Below are 17,173 nucleotides of genomic sequence, written 5' to 3' on the forward strand. Positions count from 1 at the left end.
GGATGTGGCGCCTGCCTGGTAGCCTCATCGTTCTCCTGGCGATGCGAACATCGTCCGCGAAGGCGCGGAAATTTTGTACCGGTCGCTTACACTCGGCCTGCGATGTGACTTGGCAGGCTAAAGAAAATCAGCGATCGCATCGAGGAAAGCGCGAGGCGCCTGCAACTGCGGGACATGCGCACAGCCTGACAATATCTTCAGCCGTGCATCCGGCAGCAGCGCCGCCAGTTCATGCGACATCGGCGGCGGGGTGGCCTCGTCGTGCTCGCCGACCAGAACCAGCACAGGCATTCTGACCTTCGACAGCTCGGGACGCAGGTCGAGTTCGGCGAGCTGGCCGCAGGCCGCCTGCAACACCTCGGTGTCGGTTTTCAGGAAAGCCTCGCGGCGGTCGCGCATCAGATCGGGGTGTGTCGCCTGAAAATCGGCTGCGAACAGCCGGCGCATCGCGACCTCGGTGATCGCGGCAAGCCCCTTTGCCTTGGCCGCCGCCGCCATGTTGCGAAAGGCTTCGCGCCCCTGCGCCGAGAACGCCGCGCCGCAATCGGCGAGAATGAGCTTGCTGGCGAGTTCGGGATGCCGGATCGCCATCTGCAGCGCGACGAAGCCACCATAGCCGTTGCCGAGCACGATCGCCTTTTGCCCTTCGGCAGCATCCCTCACCGCCTCCGCCATTCGATCGGCAACCGCCGCAAGCCCGCCCGCCACCGCCTTCGAGCCGCCAAACCCCGGCAATTCCGGCACGATCACGCGGTGCGCGCACATCAACTCGGGCTCGATCGAGGCAAAACTCGCCCGGTCCGACAGCAGGGAGTGAAAAAGGAAGAGCGGCTTTCCCTCCCCGGAGATCGCCGCATTGACTGTGTCGTTGGCAAACAATCGATCCATGCGAAGCTCTCTTTTGGGACGGGGCCTAAGGCGGGTTTGGAACCAACTGATAAATCAAAGTCGGCACTTTTCAAGCCTGGATTACCTTGACGTGATATTTCACGAATGCCAGAAGAGACAGGAAATCTGCGGATTTTCCCCATGCTCCTGCGCGACAATGTCTACGAAAGCCTTCGGGCTGATATATTGAATTGCCGCCTGGCCCCCGGCGACGACGTGCGCGAGCAGGAGCTCGCCCAGCGCTACGCCGTCAGCCGCCAGCCGGTGCGCGAGGCGCTGCTGCGGCTGGAGCGGGAGCACCTCGTCACCGTGCAGCCGCGCCAGGGCTACCGCGTCAATCCGATCTCGTTGTCCGACGCGCGCGACCTGCTGCGGTTTCGCCTGGCGCTGGAGCCGGCCTGCGTCGCGGAAGCCATCGAGCACGCACCGGACAAGACCCTCAAGGCGCTCGACGACTACCGGCGCTTCTCCGGCGATCACGAGGATTTCATCGCCTATAACCGCGCCTTTCACACTGCGCTGGCCTACGCCTCCGGCAATCGCCGCATGGCTGGCGCGCTTTGCGACCTGATCGGACAGGCCGACCGTCTGGTGCGCGTCAGCCTTGCCAATATCAGGAATCATGACCCGACCCGGCTCGTCGGCGAACATATCGAACTGATCGAGGCGATGCAGCGCCGCGACCGGCGGCGCGCGGCGCGCCTCATCAAGACCCATATCCATCAAACCGAAAAACGCGTGCTGCCGGCGCTCAAGCGCAATGCGGTGATCGTGGAGGAGAAGAACATATGAACATCCCAGCCAGACCGGGCTCCGCATCGGTCGAAGTCCACGGCAATTTCGTCGATGGTCGCGAGATCGAAGCCGGCCGCGGGCCAATGCTCGACGTCCGTAATCCCGCAACCGGGGAGGTGATCGCACAGATCCCGAACTCGACCGCCGAGGACATCGACCGCGCCATGAAGAGCGCGCGCGCGGCGTTCCAAAGCAAGGAATGGGGCGGCATGGACGTGCGCGCCCGGGCGCGCCTCGTCAACAAGCTGGCGGACGCGTTCGAAGCGAATCTGGGTGAGCTCTACAAGCTTGAGACGCTCAACAATGGCCGGCCCGTCAACGAGACGCGCGCGCAGCTCTCGCGCCTGCCCGACTTCTTCCGCTACTTCGCCGGGCTGGCGCTGGCGCGGCGCGACGCTGTGATCCCGGTCGAAGGCTCTTACCTGAACTACACACTGCGCACGCCGATCGGCATCGTCGCGAACTGCACGCCGTTCAACCATCCGCTGATGATCCTGTGCAAATCGCTCGCCGCCGTGCTGGCGTCCGGCTGCGTCACCGTGGTCAAGCCGTCGGAATATACGCCGCTCACCACGCTGCGGCTCGCCAGGATTTTCAGCGAAGCCGGTTTGCCGCCCGGGGTGTTCAACATTGTGAACGGGCTCGGCCAGAGCGCCGGCAAGATGCTCGCCGAGCACGGCGACATCGATAAGCTGGTGCTCACCGGCGGCACCGAAGCCGGACGCATTGCCGGAAGCGCGGCCGCGAAGGTGTTCGCGCATCAGACCATGGAGCTTGGCGGCAAGACGCCGGTGATGGTGTTCGATGACTACGACATTGACCGCGCGGTGAACTATGCGGCGTTCGGCGCCTTCATCGGCGCCGGCCAGACCTGCATCTGCGCCTCGCGGCATCTGGTGCAAGCCTCGATCTATGACGAGTTCGTCGCCAAGCTGAAGGCCAAGACCGAGACCATCCGGATCGGCGATCCCTCGGATCCCGCAACCCAGCTCGGCCCCGTCATCTCGGCGCGCCAGCGCGACCGCGTCTTGTCCTATTGCAAGTTCGGCCATGAAGACGGCGCCCGCCTCGTCACCGGCGGTGTGGCGGCGAAGATCAAAGGCTTCGAGAACGGCTATTTCGTCGAACCGACCGTGTTTGCCGACGTAAAGTCCGACATGCGCATCTTCCAGGAGGAAGTGTTCGGTCCCTTTACGTCCGTGACGCCGTTCAGGGACGAGGCGGATGCGCTGCGGCTTGCCAATGATTCACCGTTTGGGCTGGCCGCCGCGATCCGCACCCGCGACGTCGCGCGCGCCCACCGGGTGGCCAGCGGCGTGAAGTGCGGCATCGTCTGGATCAACGATCACCACCGGCTCGATCCGGCCTCGCCCTGGGGCGGCGTCGGCGATTCCGGGGTGGGACGCGAATGCGGCACCGAGAGCTTCGACGACCATTTCAGCGTCAAGAGCGTGATGGTCGCCACCAACGACGCGCCGTTCGATTGGTACCGCGACACGGCGGGACAGCGGCGGCTCAACTGACCGGGATCACTGGGGCGACCGGCGAAGCCGGCGCCCCTTTCCAACGAACTATAAAGGGGGAAACTTCATGGGTGTTGCAGTAAACACCGGCGCGCGGCTCGACCGGCTGCCGATCTCGCCGTTTCACTATCGGATCTTCTGGCTGGTCGGCGCCGGCATGTTCTTCGACGGCTACGATCTCTATGTCGCCGGCGGCGTGCTGGCCTCGGTGATCAAATCCGGATTCTCGACCGTCAGCCAGAATTCGCAATTTCTCTCGCTGACCTTTGTCGGCATGACGGCCGGCGCGCTGATCACCGGCTTTGTCGGCGACAAGTTCGGGCGCCGCTTCACCTACCAGATCAATCTCCTGATCTTCGGTCTGGCCTCGCTGGCCGCGGCCTTCTCCCAGGATATGACCCAGCTGATCGCCTGCCGCTTCCTGCAGGGCCTGGGGCTGGGGGCCGAGATCGTGGTGGGCTATTCGACCATGACCGAATTCGTCCCGCCGAAAACGCGCGGCCGCTGGCTGTCGATGATGGCTTTCATCGTGGTGGCCGGCTTTCCCGTAACTTCGCTGCTCGGCTATTTCATCATTCCGAATTTCGGCTGGCGGCCGATGTTCGTCATCGCCGGCATCGGATCGCTGATCGTCTGGTACCTGCGCAAGAATTTGCCGGAATCGCCGCGCTGGCTGGAATCCAAGGGCCGGACCGAAGAGGCCGAGGCGCTGATGCAGGCCATCGAGCAGGAAGCTTCAGAGGGCCGGCCGCTGCCGCCCGTGGTGCTGCCTGCGCCGGTCGCGCCGGTCGCCGCGAGCGACATGATCAGGCCGCCGCTGTTACAGCGCATGATCGTCGGCTCCTGGGTGCTGATCTCGATCAACACGCTGATCTTCGGCTTCGTGATCTTCCTGCCGCAATTCTTCCTCCGTCAAGGCCTGACCATCACCAACTCGCTGGCCTACACGCTGGTGCTGTCGGCGGCCTCGCTGGTCGGCTGCGCGCTCGGCGCCTATACGTCCGACGCGATCGGACGCCGTCCCAGCATCATCGGCGCCTCGATCGTCACCATCATCGCAGGCTACGTCTATGCGCGCTTCAACGCCGCGTCCGATCCGGCGATCGTGCTCGGAATCGGATTCGCCCTGGTGGTGGCGATCTATGTGCAGACCGCGATCCTCTACGGGGTCTATACGACGGAATTGTTTCCGACCGAGATCAGACTGCGCGCCAACGGCATCTGCAACTTCTTCGGCCGCGGCGCCACCGTGATCTCGCCCTTCATCGTCGCCGCGCTGATGACGTCCTACAATCTGCCCGGCGTGGTCTGGCTGATGATCGGACTGGTCGTGGTTCAGATCCTGGTGGTTTGGGCCTGGGGCGTCGAGCCGCGGAACCGCGGGCTGGAGGATGTGGCGAAGGCGGCAGAGTAAGGAGGCGTGACCAACTGTCAGGACCCGTCGTGGCCGGGCTTGACCCGGCGATCGACGTCTTTCCTGTTCTGGACGCCCCAAGACGTGGATGCCCGCGACAAGCGCGGGCATGACGACAAACCAGGTCTCGAGAAAGACGATCCTACGCGTTCTTCAGCGCGACGCGGAATTCGGCTTCGGTCTTGGCCTTGACCTCGTCGAGGGTGACGCCATCGGCGAGCTCGATCAGCGCCATGCCGTCCTTGCCGTGCTTGTCGATGGTGAAGACGGCAAGGTCCGTCACCACCATGTCGACCACATGCTCGCCGGTGAGCGGCAGCGTGCACTTCTTGAGGAGCTTCGGGCCGTCCTTCGCCGAATGCTCCATCACCACGACGACGCGCTTGACGCCGGCGACGAGGTCCATCGCGCCGCCCATCCCCTTCACCATCTTGCCGGGGATCATCCAATTGGCGAGATCGCCGTTCTGCGCCACCTGCATCGCGCCCAAAATCGACAGGTCGATGTGGCCGCCGCGCACCATGCCGAAGGAATCGGCGGAGGAGAAATAGCTGGTCGACGGCAGTTCGCTCACCGTCTGCTTGCCGGCGTTGATCAGGTCCGGATCTTCCTCGCCTTCATACGGGAACGGCCCCATGCCGAGCATGCCGTTCTCGCTTTGCAGAGCGACGTCGATGCCCTCGGGAATGTAGTTGGAGACCAGCGTCGGAATGCCGATGCCGAGATTGACGTAGTAGCCGTCGCGCAGCTCCTTGGCGGCGCGGGCCGCCATTTGTTCGCGGGTCCAGGCCATCAGACTTCACTCCCGGTTGCGGCGGCCGGCGCTTTGGCGGGACGCGGGCGCGTGTTGCGGAACTCGATACGCTTCTTGGCAGTACCGACCTCGATGATGCGTTTGACGAAGATGCCGGGCGTATGGATGTGGTCCGGGTCGAGCTCGCCGGCGGGGACGAGATGCTCGACTTCGGCGACCGTGATCTTCGCGGCTGTCGCCATCATCGGATTAAAATTGCGCGCCGTCTTGCGATAGATCAGGTTTCCGGCAGTGTCGCCCTTCCAGGCATGGACGATGGCGAGGTCGGCAAACAGCCCGCGCTCCATGATGTATTTCTCTCCGTCGAACTCCTTCACTTCCTTGCCTTCGGCGATCAGCGTGCCAACGCCCGTCTTGGTGTAGAAGGCCGGAATGCCGGCGCCGCCGGCGCGGATGCGCTCGGCCAGCGTGCCTTGCGGATTGAATTCGAGCTCGAGTTCGCCGGCGAGGTATTGCTGGGCGAACAGCTTGTTCTCGCCGACATAGGAGGAGATCATCTTCTTGATCTGGCGCGTCTCGAGCAGGCGCGACAGCCCGACGCCGTCGACGCCGGCATTGTTGGACACCACGGTCAGGTTCTTCACGCCAGAGTCGCGGATCGCATCCGACAGGGTCTCGGCGATGCCGCAGAGGCCGAAACCTCCGGACATGATCATCATGCCGTCCTTGAGGATGCCGTCGAGTGCCGACTTGGCGTCGGGATAAACCTTGTTCATGCGATACGACCTGATGGAGGAAACGCGCCCGATCTGCGATCGGCTGACGACTATTAGGCGAAACCTTCGCAGTGCGTCAATGCGGCCTTCGACCTGCTCGCGACGTGTTGGGGGCGCCATCTTCCTCCGCCTTGGAGATGAAGCACGAGGCAGCCGTCAATGACGGGAGCCAGTCTCCTGGGGGCAGAGGCATCATCCTTCGAGCCGCCCGCCTCAAGGTGGGCTTCTGAGAATAAGGTCTTGCTGCTCATGGCGAGGAGCCCGGCGTTCCGCCCGTTCCGGACGATGGTCGCAGCGACTGGAGCGCCATCAGGCCGGTGGGTACACCCGTGGACGGCCTTGAAAGCGTCAAGAAAAAACAGCAAGTTGCCGCTCCTTGGGAACGGCAGCTGGTCCTGCCACCCCCTTCAGCGGCGGCTCTTTCGACTCGCGCCGGTTTGACAGACACGGTTCCAGCGAGACTAACCGGATTTGGATATTTCTAGGATTTTCCGTTGACGATGGCCCAGAGAACAAGGCGCGTCGCGATGCCCGTCGCGGTGCTGATCGGCTTGGCGGTGGTCGCGATGATCATCTCGAGCTGGCTGCTGAACCGGGACGCCCTGCGCGCGGCGGTCGAGGCGCAGATCCGCGCCGTCACCGGGCTCGATCTGGTGGTCAAGGGCAACACCGATATCTCGGTATTCCCGGCGAGCTACGTCTCCTTCCATGACGTGGGCCTGAAGGGCGGCGCCGGCGCCGACCCCGCTCTGACCGTCGACGTGCTGACGGCGAATTTGCGGCTGTTGCCGCTGTTGTTGCAACGCTTCGAGATCGCCGATGTCATGATGCTGCGGCCGCGCATCCGCGTGGTCCGCGACATCACCGGTGACAGCAACTGGACGCCGTTCATCGGCACCATCGCACGGACCATGCAACCCGGCGCCGAGAACCAGCTGTCGTTCTCGGAGATCCGCATCCAGGACGGCATCCTGACTTACGAGGACCCGGTCCGTCAGGTCCACGAGAAGCTCGACGACATCGACCTGTCCCTGGCCTGGCCCTCGATCTCGCGCTCCTTCGGAGCGACCGGGCAGTTCGACTGGCGCGGCGAGCGCGTCGACGGCAGTATTTCGATCGGCGACTTCCTGGCCGCACTGTCCGGCGACCGTTCGAGCGTCAAGGCGCGGCTTTCCAGCGTGCCGTTGAAGCTCGCCTTTGACGGCACGGCCGCCAACAAGACCAGCCTGATGATGGACGGCACGATGACGATCGATTCGACATCGCTGCGCAACGCGCTGCGATGGACCGGACAGATCGCGCCGGGCAATGGCGGCTTCGGACGTTTCGCGCTGAAGGCCAGAGCGAACATGGTCGGCGGCTCGGTTGCGCTCACCAACGTCAATGTCGAGCTCGACGGCAATGTCGCCGAGGGTGTGATGACCTACACCAATAACGGCCGGCAGTCGTTGCAGGCGACGCTGGCCGCCGACAGCCTCGATTTCACGCCCTACATTTCGACCTTCCGCCTGCTCGCCAGCGGCGCGCACGACTGGAACCGGCAACTGTTCGATCTGAATTCGCTGTCTGCGACCGATCTCGATATCCGCCTCTCCGCGGCCAAGGTCGCGATCGGCGCATCGAGGCTCGGACGTACCGCGATCGGCGCCAACCTGCGCAACGGCGCGCTGGCGCTGAGCGTCGGCGAAGCGCAGATCTATGGCGGCATCGCCCGCGGCTCGTTCGCACTGGCGCGCGCCGATACCCTCGCCGACGTGAAGGCGCAATTCCAGTTCACGGACGTCGATTTGCAGGCCTGCGCCAGCGAGCTGTTCGGCTTCAATAAACTGTCCGGCCGCGGCAACCTCGGCGTATCGCTGTCCGCCGCCGGCTCAAGCCCGTTCGGACTGGCACAATCGCTCGACGGCACCGCAACGCTGACCGGCCATGACGGCGCGCTCGCAGGCTTCAACGCCGAGCAGCTGCTCAAGCGGCTGGAGCGCCGCCCGCTGTCGGGCGCCGGGAATTTCCGCTCGGGCGCCACGCCTTACACCAACCTCAACGTCGCGCTGAAATTCGCCGACGGCGTTGCCACGCTCGGCGATGTCCAGATCGACGGGCCGGCACACATCACGCTGACCGGCACAGCCTCGGTGCCCTCGCGCGAATTCGACATGAAGGGCACGGCGAGCCTGGTCACCGGCGACGGCAAGCCCGGCTTCGAATTGCCTTTTGTGGTGCAGGGCCCATGGGATGATCCCTTGATCTTCCCCGATCCCGATGCCCTGCTCCGTCGCTCGCCCGCGACCGCTCCGCTTCTCAACGCGGTGAAAGACCCGAAGGCGCGCGATGCGGTTCGCTCCGTCATCGAGCGGCTGACCGGCGGCAAGGCGCCGAACAGCGCGCTACCCGCCAATCTGCCGCCCGACAACGCGCCGGCCGACGCGGCGAGCGCGAAAACGAACTGAGTTTCCGACGATTTAATCTGCCCGTTCCAGGGAACCTCGCTCGTCTGAGCGCGTTTCAGGCCGACGATCTTTTACCAGCTCGTGTTCGCCCATCGGCCGATCACACGCAGTCGGCTCAAGCATCCCCTTGAAAGCATGTCACGCCAGGAACGGGCCGGTCGCCGGAGCAGCTTGAAAGCGGGAACACGCCGGTGGATCGCCGCCGGCATCCTTGCAATGGCCTGGCTTGCCGGCCCGACGGACGCGCTCGCGCAATCAGCACCGTCCAGTTCGGCGAGCGGACCAGCAGCCGTGGGCGTCCACTTTCATGACCAAACCGCTCTCCGGAAAGAGGTATCGGAGAACAGGTACACGGCCGGATTCGTCACTGGACCGCCCTACAGCACCGAATTCGCCATGGTGCAGGACATCGCGACCGTACTGGCCAGCGGCCAGGAAACGGGTCCGCACGGCGAGGTCGCGCTGCGGGTGCTTCCGATGGTGGGGACCGGCGGGGTCCGCAACATATTGGACCTGCTCACGCTGGCGGGCGCGGACATGGCGATCGCGCCGGTGGTTCTGGTCAACCGGCTGCGGGACGCGAAGACGTTCGGTGATATTCGCCACAAGCTGGTCTACATCACCCTGCTTCACACCGAGGAGTTCCACCTTCTCGTTCGGCCGGAAATCAAAAGCCTTGCAGATCTCGCCGGCAAGACGGTCAGCCTCGGCGAGGAGGACAGCGCCGAAGACGTGCTGGGGCGCGAAGCGTTCGACGCTCTCGGCGTGAAGATCAATGCGGTGAATCTCGGCCTGGATGCAGCGCTCGACCAGCTCCAGCACGGGCAGATATCGGCGGTGCTGCTGCTGTCGGGAAAGCCGATCAAGCCGCTGCTCGCGCTCAACGCGCGGCTCGACGACATCCATTTCCTGCCGATTCCGTTTTCGCAGGCGCTGCAGCGCGATTTCCTGCCGTCGAAGCTTGAACACGCCGACTATCCGAACATCATCGCTGACGGCCAGAGGATCGAAACCGTCGCGATCCAGTCGGCACTTTTCGCCTACAACTGGCCACCGCACAGCCCGCGCTACGATTTGCTGGAGAATTTCACGACGAGCTTCTTCTCGCGCTTTTCCGAATTTCTCGGCCCCGACCATCCTGCGAAATGGCACGAGGTGAACCTGGCGGCACGGCTGGAAGGCTGGGAGCGTTTCCGTCCCGCCGGGCGCTGGCTCAGCCTGCAATCGATGGGAGCGGATGCCGGCCGCAACGGGAACGCTGGCGCGGCCAATCCGCCCGGCAATCCGTCCCAGCAAAAAGAGCAACTGTTCAGGGAGTTTCTCAAATGGCGAGAACGGCAGCAGGGCAAGTGAGCGCAGGCAAGGCAAGCTTCGCGCGCTGCCGGATGGGGATGCTGAGCGCGGCGCTGATCGTTGCTCTGGCTGCATTGGCGGATGTGCGTCAGGCCGGCGCGCAATATGCCCCGATGGGACCGCCCCAGCAGGCGCCATACCCAACCTTTGCGCCCTTTCCGTCGCCGATGCAGCCGCCTCCGGGCCAGATGGTCGGGCCTCCGGTGGTGACGCGGAGAGAGGAGCCTATCGCCACCCGGCGTCGCCCCGTTCAGCCGCGCCGCTATCCGCATGAGCTTGCCGAGAGAAAGCGGACGGCCGTCGCGAGAAAAAGCGCTCCCAAAGACGACAGGAACGTCAGGCGGGTGGAGATCCGGAGGAAGCCCGTCAAGACGGTCGAAAACCGGCGCGAGGTCGCCGAGAAAAACGGCTACAAGCGGGTCAGCGATCTCGTCAACTTTCCAAAATTCTTTCCCGGGCTCGGCATCATCTACGTCAAGCCGGACACCCTGCCCACAGGGCCGTTCCTGTGTTTCGACCGGCAGGACCATTTGGTCGCGACCGTGTACATGATCCCGGTCAAGGACATCGACGATCACAAGACGTTGGACGCTGCAGGCGTTGACGGGCCGGTCGATCACGTGAGCTTCTACTTCAACCCGGGCCATCCCGGCGTGGACATGCCGCACTACCATTTCGTGATCTGGCACGTTTCAAAGAAGGACGAGGCGCGCGTCGCCCAGTGACGACTGCAGAAACGCGTCTTCTCGTTCAGAATGGGCGCCGCGGCGTAGCGGTGGCGTGCGGGGTTCCGGCTTTCGCCGGGACTTCGGGAAGCCCCGCAACCATCGGCTTTGATTTCAATCAATGCATCGCCTTGGCGACCTGCCATTCTGGTTCAAAATCAAGAGGTGGCCGATGCGAAGCGTCATAACCCTGAAGGACGGCAATGCGATGGAGCGGGCGATGCAGGCGCTGGCGAAACATCGTTATGCTGCCCGCGGTGAACCGGTCGCGCCCGAGGGACATCCGAGCGAATGGCATAAATGGCTGCTCGAGGTCGATGCAGCGGAAATCGAGGCCATCCGCGGCCATGTCGATGAAGGGGACATCCTTGCCATCGAGCCGCGCGAATAGCCTGATCTGGGCGAGCGTTCGCCCGGCGCTGGTTGACCTGGCTGACGTTCGCAGCGCCTCTATCGCCGGGCGGTTCGCGCGCACCCATCGGTTTCAGGGCTGGATCTGGAAGTCACTGATCGCCGGACTTTGCGGCGCACTGGCCCACACCCTGCTGATCTACCTGAAGACGCGCGCAGGATGGCTGCCGTCGTTCGAGCCCTACCGGGCGCTCCAGGCAACGCTCCATGATCTCGTCGGCAGCCACGTTCCCGCCATCGTCCCCTGGGCTATCTCCTATGTGAACAGCATGACCGTGGTCGGATTCCTGTTCGGCAGCAGCTACCGACTGCTCCCCGGCCGGCACGGAATCACCAAGGGATTTTGGGCCGGCGTTGTGGTGTGGCTGATCATGGGCGCGGTGTTCTTCCCTCTGGTCGGCCTGGGCCTTTTCGCCTGGGACGTTGGCCAGGGCATCAAGCCGACGCTGTTTTCCTTCACGATGGTGCAGGCCTACAGCTCAGTGATGGGGAAGGTCTTCGCCCTTCTCAACCGCATATCGTAGCGAGCACATTGAACCCGCTCCCCCTGAGCAAGATTATGAGGATGACATCAACCCACTGCAATTTCGAGGAAGACCATGGCGATCGTATTTATTGAAGCACGTCCGAAGGGCAAAACCGAGGGAACGCCAATCAGTGACTATGCTGTCGAGGATCACGCCGACCACGTCCTCGCGTCTTTCAAAACCCAGCACGAAGCGATTGATTGGGCAAACCGCAACGGGCACTCACCGCATGTGGCTCGGGTCCGCCATCTGAATGACAAGAAAAGACCCGATCACTGGCGCGCCGCGTAGTGAACCTGCGACAACACTGATCGGAGCCTCCAGTTCACCGCAGCAGGTTCGTTCTTCCGAAGTTCGCATCGGACGCCACCGCATAAGCGTGTCGAGCCGGGTGACGATGCCGACGCATCGTGACCCGTGACGGCGGCAGGAAATCCGATCACCGAAGAGACGCGGGCCGGAAACCACCGACACCATTCGGGGACGAGAATGGTGGATAACCCGCCGCATTTGCGGCGCGGCAGCACAGCCCGTGTGGCCCGGGCCAAATCGGGCCGCAATGTCATCCCCCTTTCCGACTAGTTTCCGGCGCAATGATTCGGCGCTGATTCGGCCAAATGATCTCGGTCATCGAGGATATTGAATGGCATTTTTCAAGCGGGAACTCTCTCCGGTCGAGCGCTTCGAACATGCGCTGAGGGACCGGCGCGCGGCGCGCCAGAAGCAGGCCGACCGGGTGAGCGCTATTGAGGCGGTTGTTGAAGAAAGCCGTACCGCGGCTGAGCGGCTGGCAGTGGCCGGGGCGAGCGCTGACAAGCTCGGCCGCGCGGAAACCAGGCTGCGCGAGGTCGAAGAGCGAGCCAAGGCGCTGCGAGCCGAATTGGCCGAACTCGACGAGCAGATTGCCTCGACCGAGCGAGCGCTGGCTGACGCCAGGGCGCAGCGCGACCGCGATACGCTGGCCGATCAGATCGAGGCGATGGCTCTGGCGATCGAGAAGGCCGCGCCGGGATTTGGCTCAAGCGCCGCCGCGCTCGTGGACGCCGTCACCAGGAGCCCTGCGGCGGTCCTGGAGGCGACCAGGTTCTCGGCCAGTGTCGACGCGATGCGCCACGAGGTGCTCGCGGCCGCGGATCTGATCTGCTGGCAACTCCGATCCGCCGCGGTGCGCACACGCGCCGGCAACGCGAATATCGCCGCCGGCGTCACAGCCGAGCCCGAGCAACTGCCGTCTCATGAGATCGATCGGCAATTGATCTACACGCTCAATGCGCTGCTTTGGCGGGAGGGCGGCGAGGTGCGCCGGGCGCCGGCGTTCGCGCTGGTCGAGCTGCCGAAAACGTTGCTGGCGGTCGCACTGCGGCATCAGCACGTGGACTATCTGAATGCGCGGCGTGTGCAGACCCTGATCCACATCCATGGCAGCGAAGGGGCCCAGGGCGAGCCCGGCCTCGACGAGACGCAGCCGATCGATCTCGATCTGCTCGCCGCCGAAGAGGAGGAGACCGTCCGGGCCGATGTGGCGTAAGGGTGTCGCTCACGTCCACCGGGGCAAGCGGACGCTGTCGCGTAAGGCGCGGCAGCTAACTGCCCGCTCGCGGCCCTGCCTCGTCCCGATTGATACAGATCAACGAGATCCGCCCCGGACGCCGTTTAAATCCAGGTCGCACGGGCGCAGCCCCTCAACTGCATCTGTGTAACCCCGGTTGGGCCGCCAAGGGCTCCCCCCACCCCACCTTGGCGGTCTTCCTGTCTGCCCTGGGGGCATTTCTCCGGACACCGGCCTGGTCAAAAACGACTCGCAACCGTCATGTTGCCGGCGCATCATGGAACGCGCGTAACCGGGTTCCCAGAGGGGAGGAGTACGCATGGAGAAGTTCGTCGCACATGCCAACATCGATCATTATCTGGATCTGTTGAACAACGGCAGCGTCTCAAGTCACAACAGATCGGTGATCAACAAGCTGTTGATCGAAGAAGAGGACAAGTTGGGCCACGATCAGGAGCAACTTGAGTTCGCCGAAAGCAGAGCGGCAGCGTGCCGGGCTCGTGCAGACCGTCAAAGACGGCTGTTGGACTGTTTCGATCCCGGCTCGACTGAATGGATCCAGGCCGAAAGGCTGCTCGTCAATTTCGAATCGCTTGCGCAGTTCGTCGAGGGGTTCTGCCGGCAGATGCGCAGACAGGTGAGCGAAAGTCGGCTCTAGTTGAGAGAGGGTCGCAATCTCATGCGCGAGACGGGGATTCGCTCTTCTGACGATCCAATCCCTTGTAGACGTGCTCGCGGTGTATCTCTGCACCGGATTCATCAACGACACTGATGTAGAGATCAAAGTCCTCGACCCGCGGGTCGCCCCGGAGTTGCCGCGCCATCTCCATGCTGTGCTCGATCGCGGCTGCAGCGGTTGGAAATTGCAATCCACCTCGATGCCGCTTTGGAACGCCATCCTTCACGTCGAAATAATAAGTCCGCATCGGAGAGCCACCGGATATTGCGCTGCGGCGTAGATAGCCCGGTCGCCCCTCACGCCGCTTGATCTGGCTCAAGCGCCGCCTGGTCGACGCAGGTGGGCTGATTGGCCGAAGCCGATTTGGCCGATGGGAGGGAGCGGTCCGGGTCCTGCTCGTGTTATAACCACCTCAGGCAGGGAACCCGTGCCCCGTTACCGGCGTTGATGGCCAAATGTGACGGGGTAACACATGGGCAATGTTCTCCACGATCCGAACCACTGGCGACAGCGCGCCGAAGAGACGCGAACGAAGGCAGAGGGCTTCCGCCTCGCTGAGCGGGAACGAGAGCGGCTCTTAAAGGTCGCCGCAGAGTACGACCAGATTGCCGCCCGTGCCGAGCGCTGGCGGACGGCTTCCGAATAAGCAGGTGCTTCCGCTGTAGTTTGGTTGGTCGCCATGATGACGCCCGACGAATACGGGGATTTATCGTCGCACTTCGGCTGGTTGGCGGAGACTGCAGTCGACCCTAATCAGCTTCAAATGCTGTCGGAGAGCTATAAGGCGCCGGCCAGAAGCGCAGAAGTCTTGAACCGGTCCCTTGAAGGAGCTGGACTCGACGGCGCATCATGGGAAGACACGATCATGCCCACTTGATGGTCGCCCGCCGCAGTCCCTGTTTCGCGGTCCACCCTGTCAATTTCCGTTTTCCCGACATTTGTTGGGGAATTGCCCCGGACTTCCTGCGCACCGTCACGAAGCTGCGGGGGACAAGATGAAGGACATACAAACGCACTTGGAGAACCTTCACGCTCAAATCGTTGACTGCGAGATGATCCGAGACGGTGCAACCGACCCCAGGAAACGGGAGCTATTCGGCAGGCTGGCCGAGCACCATAAGGTGCTTGCGGCCGAACTTGAGGGATCGATCGCCGGCAGTACCAAGCCGCGCCGGTAGGGCAAGGCTGTCTCAGCTTCTTTGATTTCAAATGCCGGCCTCTCGCCGTCGCGTCATTTGCCAGTGTGCAGCGAGCCTTAGCTTCCGACGGAAGACGAAACTCGACACCACTGCGATTCCATCACCTGTCCAGCCCTAGCCACCAAAAATAAATCCCTTTCCGCCTCGCTAAAATCACTGGCATGAGTCGCCCCGTCCCCGCCCGCACGAGGGGCGTTTCGCGATCGTCACGAACGTTGGGCTTGGGGATGCGATGGACGCTTGCCGGCGGCAGACGAACGCGGCGACAAGCGGACGGCGAAGTCGTGTGGTCCCGAGGCCTCGACGCTGGTCTCAAGTTTGCGAAATCGATCTCGCAAGCGACGGTGGCAAGAAAGCCCGATCACCGAGGAGATCACGAAGGAAACCGTTAAAACCAATCGCGTGCGGGAATGCCGGGCGACCGGCGCGACCTGCGGTGACTAACTCGTGTGTTCTACTTCCTTGCACACGAGGCTGTGGGTGCGCGTGAGGCACCCGGCATTCCCCACGCCCTCCTTGGGCGAAAGAGATGATGAGAACCCGGCTGCATTCGCGGCGCGGGATCGCGGCGGTGTGTCATTGCGCCCGAATTCACCCTGTCATTCGCGATAGACCCTGAACGACATCCCTGCCCTTTGCAAAAAGAACCGGCTGGATCGTCTCCGCACCATCCGCTAGTCTTTCACCCAACCGGTTAAAATGAGCCGCGCCACACAGGGAGGAAGACGTTGAAAGTTTGGAGAAAAACTGCGCTTGTTGCCGCCGCGGCGGTGTTTGCGGTTGTCGCGGGTCCGGCCCTCGCGCAGGACACCATCACGGTGTGGTGGAGCAAGGGCTTCTACAAATCCGAAGACGATGCACTGATCGCCGCAATCAAGAAATTCGAGGACAAGACCGGCGTCAAAGTCGAGCTGTCGCAATACGCGATCCAGGACATGATTCCGAAGACGGTGGCGGCGCTGGATTCCGGCACGGTGCCGGATGTCGCCTTTTCCGATTCCTACGACGTGCAGGCGCAGGGCAAATGGGCCTATGAGGGCAAGCTCGAGGATCTCTCGGACATTCTGCTGCCGATGAAGGACAAGTTCGCGCCGAATGCGCTGCAGGCCACTTATCTCTACAACGGCCAGGCCAGGAAGCGCGCCTATTACGGCTTCCCGCTGAAGCAGCAGAGCATGCACGTGCAGATCTGGAAGGATTTGCTGGAAAAAGCCGGCTACAAGGAAAGCGATATTCCCAACCAGTGGAACGACTACTGGTCGTTATGGTGCAGCAAGGTGCAGCCGGCGGTGCGCAAGGCCACCGGCCAGCGCATCTACGGCGTCGGCCAGCCGATGGGCGTGGAATCCACCGATTCCCTCCAGTCGTTCTACACCTTCATGGACGCCTACAACGTCAAGCTGGTCGACGACGACGGCAAGCTCCTGGTCGACGATCCCAAGGTGCGCGACGGGCTGATCCATGCGCTGAAGGATTACACCGACACCTACATCAAGGGCTGCACACCGCCCTCCTCGACCACCTGGAAGGATCCCGACAACAATGTCGCCTTCCACAACAAGACAATCGTGATGACGCACAACTTCACGATCTCGATCGCAGCGAAATGGTTCGAGGATTCCACCAACCCGGCGCTGACTCCGGAACAACGGGCCGCCGGAAAGAAGGCCTATGAGGAAGACATCATCACCGCTTCCTTCCCGCACAAGCCTGATGGCGGCACGATCAAATACCGCTCCGACGTCAAGACCGGGCTGATCTTCACCAACGCGCAGCACAAGACCCAGGGCAAGGAGTTCATCAAGTTCCTTCTGCAGGAGGAAAATGTCCGGCCCTATATCGAAGGCGCGCTCGGACGCTGGTTCCCGGTGACGCTGGCGAGCCAGCAGAGCCCGTTCTGGCAGGCCGACCGCCACCGTCGTGCGGTCTATAACCAGTTCATGGGCGGCACCCAGCCGTTCGACTTCACCAAGAACTGGAAGTTCACGATCTTGAACAACGAGAACGTCTGGGCGAAGGCGATGAACCGCGTCGTCAGCGAGAAGGTGCCGGTGGACAAGGCGGTCGACGAACTGATCGCGCGCATCAAGGAGGTCGCGGGGTAGCGGCAGTCTCGTGTCCCGAACACGGCGC

Annotated in this window: 17 protein-coding genes; 13 read left to right on the forward strand and 4 right to left on the reverse strand. The window is 63.1% G+C overall.

The annotated features are described in order from the left end of the window. Window positions 1–117: 117 nt before the first annotated feature. On the reverse strand, window positions 118–888 hold the full coding sequence (locus NEZ08_RS09390) for an alpha/beta fold hydrolase (protein ID WP_298106334.1): 771 nt from the start codon (window positions 886–888) through the stop codon (window positions 118–120). A gap of 141 nt (window positions 889–1,029) precedes the next feature. On the opposite strand from NEZ08_RS09390, the gene NEZ08_RS09395 reads away from it, so the two are divergent. The 3 genes from NEZ08_RS09395 to NEZ08_RS09405 all read left to right on the forward strand — a co-directional run bounded on the left by NEZ08_RS09395 (window position 1,030) and on the right by NEZ08_RS09405 (window position 4,620). Then, a complete protein-coding gene (locus NEZ08_RS09395; RefSeq protein ID WP_298106335.1) occupies window positions 1,030–1,680 on the forward strand; it encodes a GntR family transcriptional regulator in 651 nt (216 codons plus the stop codon). Continuing rightward, a complete protein-coding gene (locus NEZ08_RS09400) occupies window positions 1,677–3,206 on the forward strand; it encodes an aldehyde dehydrogenase (protein ID WP_298106336.1) in 1,530 nt (509 codons plus the stop codon). The genes NEZ08_RS09395 and NEZ08_RS09400 overlap by 4 nt, the downstream gene beginning before the upstream one ends. Window positions 3,207–3,273: 67 nt before the next feature. Then, window positions 3,274–4,620, forward strand: coding sequence for an MFS transporter (locus tag NEZ08_RS09405; RefSeq protein WP_298106337.1), 1,347 nt, complete (start codon window positions 3,274–3,276; stop codon window positions 4,618–4,620). A gap of 142 nt (window positions 4,621–4,762) precedes the next feature. Here the strand turns inward: NEZ08_RS09405 and NEZ08_RS09410 are convergent, their stop codons facing one another. Together NEZ08_RS09410 and NEZ08_RS09415 are read right to left on the reverse strand one after the other, a co-directional pair. Beyond that, entirely contained in the window at window positions 4,763–5,413 is a 651-nt protein-coding gene (locus tag NEZ08_RS09410; protein ID WP_298106338.1) for a CoA transferase subunit B, read from the reverse strand. Continuing rightward, entirely contained in the window at window positions 5,413–6,150 is a 738-nt protein-coding gene (locus NEZ08_RS09415) for a CoA transferase subunit A (protein ID WP_298106339.1), read from the reverse strand. The genes NEZ08_RS09410 and NEZ08_RS09415 overlap by 1 nt, the downstream gene beginning before the upstream one ends. A gap of 500 nt (window positions 6,151–6,650) precedes the next feature. On the opposite strand from NEZ08_RS09415, the gene NEZ08_RS09420 reads away from it, so the two are divergent. The 8 genes from NEZ08_RS09420 to NEZ08_RS09455 all read left to right on the forward strand — a co-directional run bounded on the left by NEZ08_RS09420 (window position 6,651) and on the right by NEZ08_RS09455 (window position 13,820). Next, the gene (locus NEZ08_RS09420) at window positions 6,651–8,597 is read left to right on the forward strand and encodes an AsmA family protein (protein ID WP_298106340.1); all 1,947 of its coding nucleotides are present in this window, start codon (window positions 6,651–6,653) and stop codon (window positions 8,595–8,597) included. Between the two features lie 171 nt (window positions 8,598–8,768). Further along, window positions 8,769–9,950, forward strand: a complete 1,182-nt coding sequence (locus NEZ08_RS09425; RefSeq protein ID WP_298106341.1) for a TAXI family TRAP transporter solute-binding subunit — start codon at window positions 8,769–8,771, stop codon at window positions 9,948–9,950. Next, window positions 9,923–10,675: a hypothetical protein gene (locus NEZ08_RS09430; protein WP_298106342.1), complete on the forward strand. Its 753-nt coding sequence runs from the start codon at window positions 9,923–9,925 to the stop codon at window positions 10,673–10,675. Before NEZ08_RS09425 ends, NEZ08_RS09430 begins: the two co-directional genes overlap by 28 nt. 172 nt (window positions 10,676–10,847) lie before the next feature. Continuing rightward, window positions 10,848–11,066, forward strand: coding sequence for a hypothetical protein (locus NEZ08_RS09435; RefSeq protein ID WP_298106343.1), 219 nt, complete (start codon window positions 10,848–10,850; stop codon window positions 11,064–11,066). Continuing rightward, on the forward strand, window positions 11,029–11,610 hold the full coding sequence (locus NEZ08_RS09440) for a DUF6789 family protein (RefSeq protein WP_298106344.1): 582 nt from the start codon (window positions 11,029–11,031) through the stop codon (window positions 11,608–11,610). The genes NEZ08_RS09435 and NEZ08_RS09440 overlap by 38 nt, the downstream gene beginning before the upstream one ends. 75 nt (window positions 11,611–11,685) lie before the next feature. Next, entirely contained in the window at window positions 11,686–11,904 is a 219-nt protein-coding gene (locus NEZ08_RS09445; protein WP_298106345.1) for a hypothetical protein, read from the forward strand. A gap of 352 nt (window positions 11,905–12,256) precedes the next feature. Then, window positions 12,257–13,141: a hypothetical protein gene (locus NEZ08_RS09450; protein WP_298106346.1), complete on the forward strand. Its 885-nt coding sequence runs from the start codon at window positions 12,257–12,259 to the stop codon at window positions 13,139–13,141. Between the two features lie 340 nt (window positions 13,142–13,481). Continuing rightward, the gene (locus NEZ08_RS09455; RefSeq protein WP_298106347.1) at window positions 13,482–13,820 is read left to right on the forward strand and encodes a hypothetical protein; all 339 of its coding nucleotides are present in this window, start codon (window positions 13,482–13,484) and stop codon (window positions 13,818–13,820) included. A gap of 19 nt (window positions 13,821–13,839) precedes the next feature. Here NEZ08_RS09455 and NEZ08_RS09460 read toward each other — a convergent pair whose 3' ends face one another. Next, on the reverse strand, window positions 13,840–14,088 hold the full coding sequence (locus NEZ08_RS09460) for a hypothetical protein (protein ID WP_298106348.1): 249 nt from the start codon (window positions 14,086–14,088) through the stop codon (window positions 13,840–13,842). Between the two features lie 225 nt (window positions 14,089–14,313). On the opposite strand from NEZ08_RS09460, the gene NEZ08_RS09465 reads away from it, so the two are divergent. Continuing rightward, window positions 14,314–14,487 (forward strand): hypothetical protein, encoded by a 174-nt coding sequence (locus tag NEZ08_RS09465; RefSeq protein ID WP_298106349.1) that lies wholly within the window; start codon window positions 14,314–14,316, stop codon window positions 14,485–14,487. A 1,281-nt stretch (window positions 14,488–15,768) separates the two neighbouring features. After that, window positions 15,769–17,145: an ABC transporter substrate-binding protein gene (locus NEZ08_RS09475; protein ID WP_298106351.1), complete on the forward strand. Its 1,377-nt coding sequence runs from the start codon at window positions 15,769–15,771 to the stop codon at window positions 17,143–17,145. Window positions 17,146–17,173: the final 28 nt, after the last annotated feature.

Source organism: Bradyrhizobium sp., from assembly GCF_027451485.1.
Classification (GTDB): domain Bacteria; phylum Pseudomonadota; class Alphaproteobacteria; order Rhizobiales; family Xanthobacteraceae; genus Bradyrhizobium.

Coding starts and splice junctions, on each gene's coding strand:
- NEZ08_RS09390 (WP_298106334.1), bottom strand. CDS start 888: ATGGATCGATTGTTTGCCAACGACACAGTCAATGCGGCGATCTCCGGG.
- NEZ08_RS09395 (WP_298106335.1), top strand. CDS start 1,030: ATGCTCCTGCGCGACAATGTCTACGAAAGCCTTCGGGCTGATATATTG.
- NEZ08_RS09400 (WP_298106336.1), top strand. CDS start 1,677: ATGAACATCCCAGCCAGACCGGGCTCCGCATCGGTCGAAGTCCACGGC.
- NEZ08_RS09405 (WP_298106337.1), top strand. CDS start 3,274: ATGGGTGTTGCAGTAAACACCGGCGCGCGGCTCGACCGGCTGCCGATC.
- NEZ08_RS09410 (WP_298106338.1), bottom strand. CDS start 5,413: ATGGCCTGGACCCGCGAACAAATGGCGGCCCGCGCCGCCAAGGAGCTG.
- NEZ08_RS09415 (WP_298106339.1), bottom strand. CDS start 6,150: ATGAACAAGGTTTATCCCGACGCCAAGTCGGCACTCGACGGCATCCTC.
- NEZ08_RS09420 (WP_298106340.1), top strand. CDS start 6,651: ATGGCCCAGAGAACAAGGCGCGTCGCGATGCCCGTCGCGGTGCTGATC.
- NEZ08_RS09430 (WP_298106342.1), top strand. CDS start 9,923: ATGGCGAGAACGGCAGCAGGGCAAGTGAGCGCAGGCAAGGCAAGCTTC.
- NEZ08_RS09435 (WP_298106343.1), top strand. CDS start 10,848: ATGCGAAGCGTCATAACCCTGAAGGACGGCAATGCGATGGAGCGGGCG.
- NEZ08_RS09440 (WP_298106344.1), top strand. CDS start 11,029: ATGAAGGGGACATCCTTGCCATCGAGCCGCGCGAATAGCCTGATCTGG.
- NEZ08_RS09445 (WP_298106345.1), top strand. CDS start 11,686: ATGGCGATCGTATTTATTGAAGCACGTCCGAAGGGCAAAACCGAGGGA.
- NEZ08_RS09450 (WP_298106346.1), top strand. CDS start 12,257: ATGGCATTTTTCAAGCGGGAACTCTCTCCGGTCGAGCGCTTCGAACAT.
- NEZ08_RS09455 (WP_298106347.1), top strand. CDS start 13,482: ATGGAGAAGTTCGTCGCACATGCCAACATCGATCATTATCTGGATCTG.
- NEZ08_RS09460 (WP_298106348.1), bottom strand. CDS start 14,088: ATGCGGACTTATTATTTCGACGTGAAGGATGGCGTTCCAAAGCGGCAT.
- NEZ08_RS09465 (WP_298106349.1), top strand. CDS start 14,314: ATGGGCAATGTTCTCCACGATCCGAACCACTGGCGACAGCGCGCCGAA.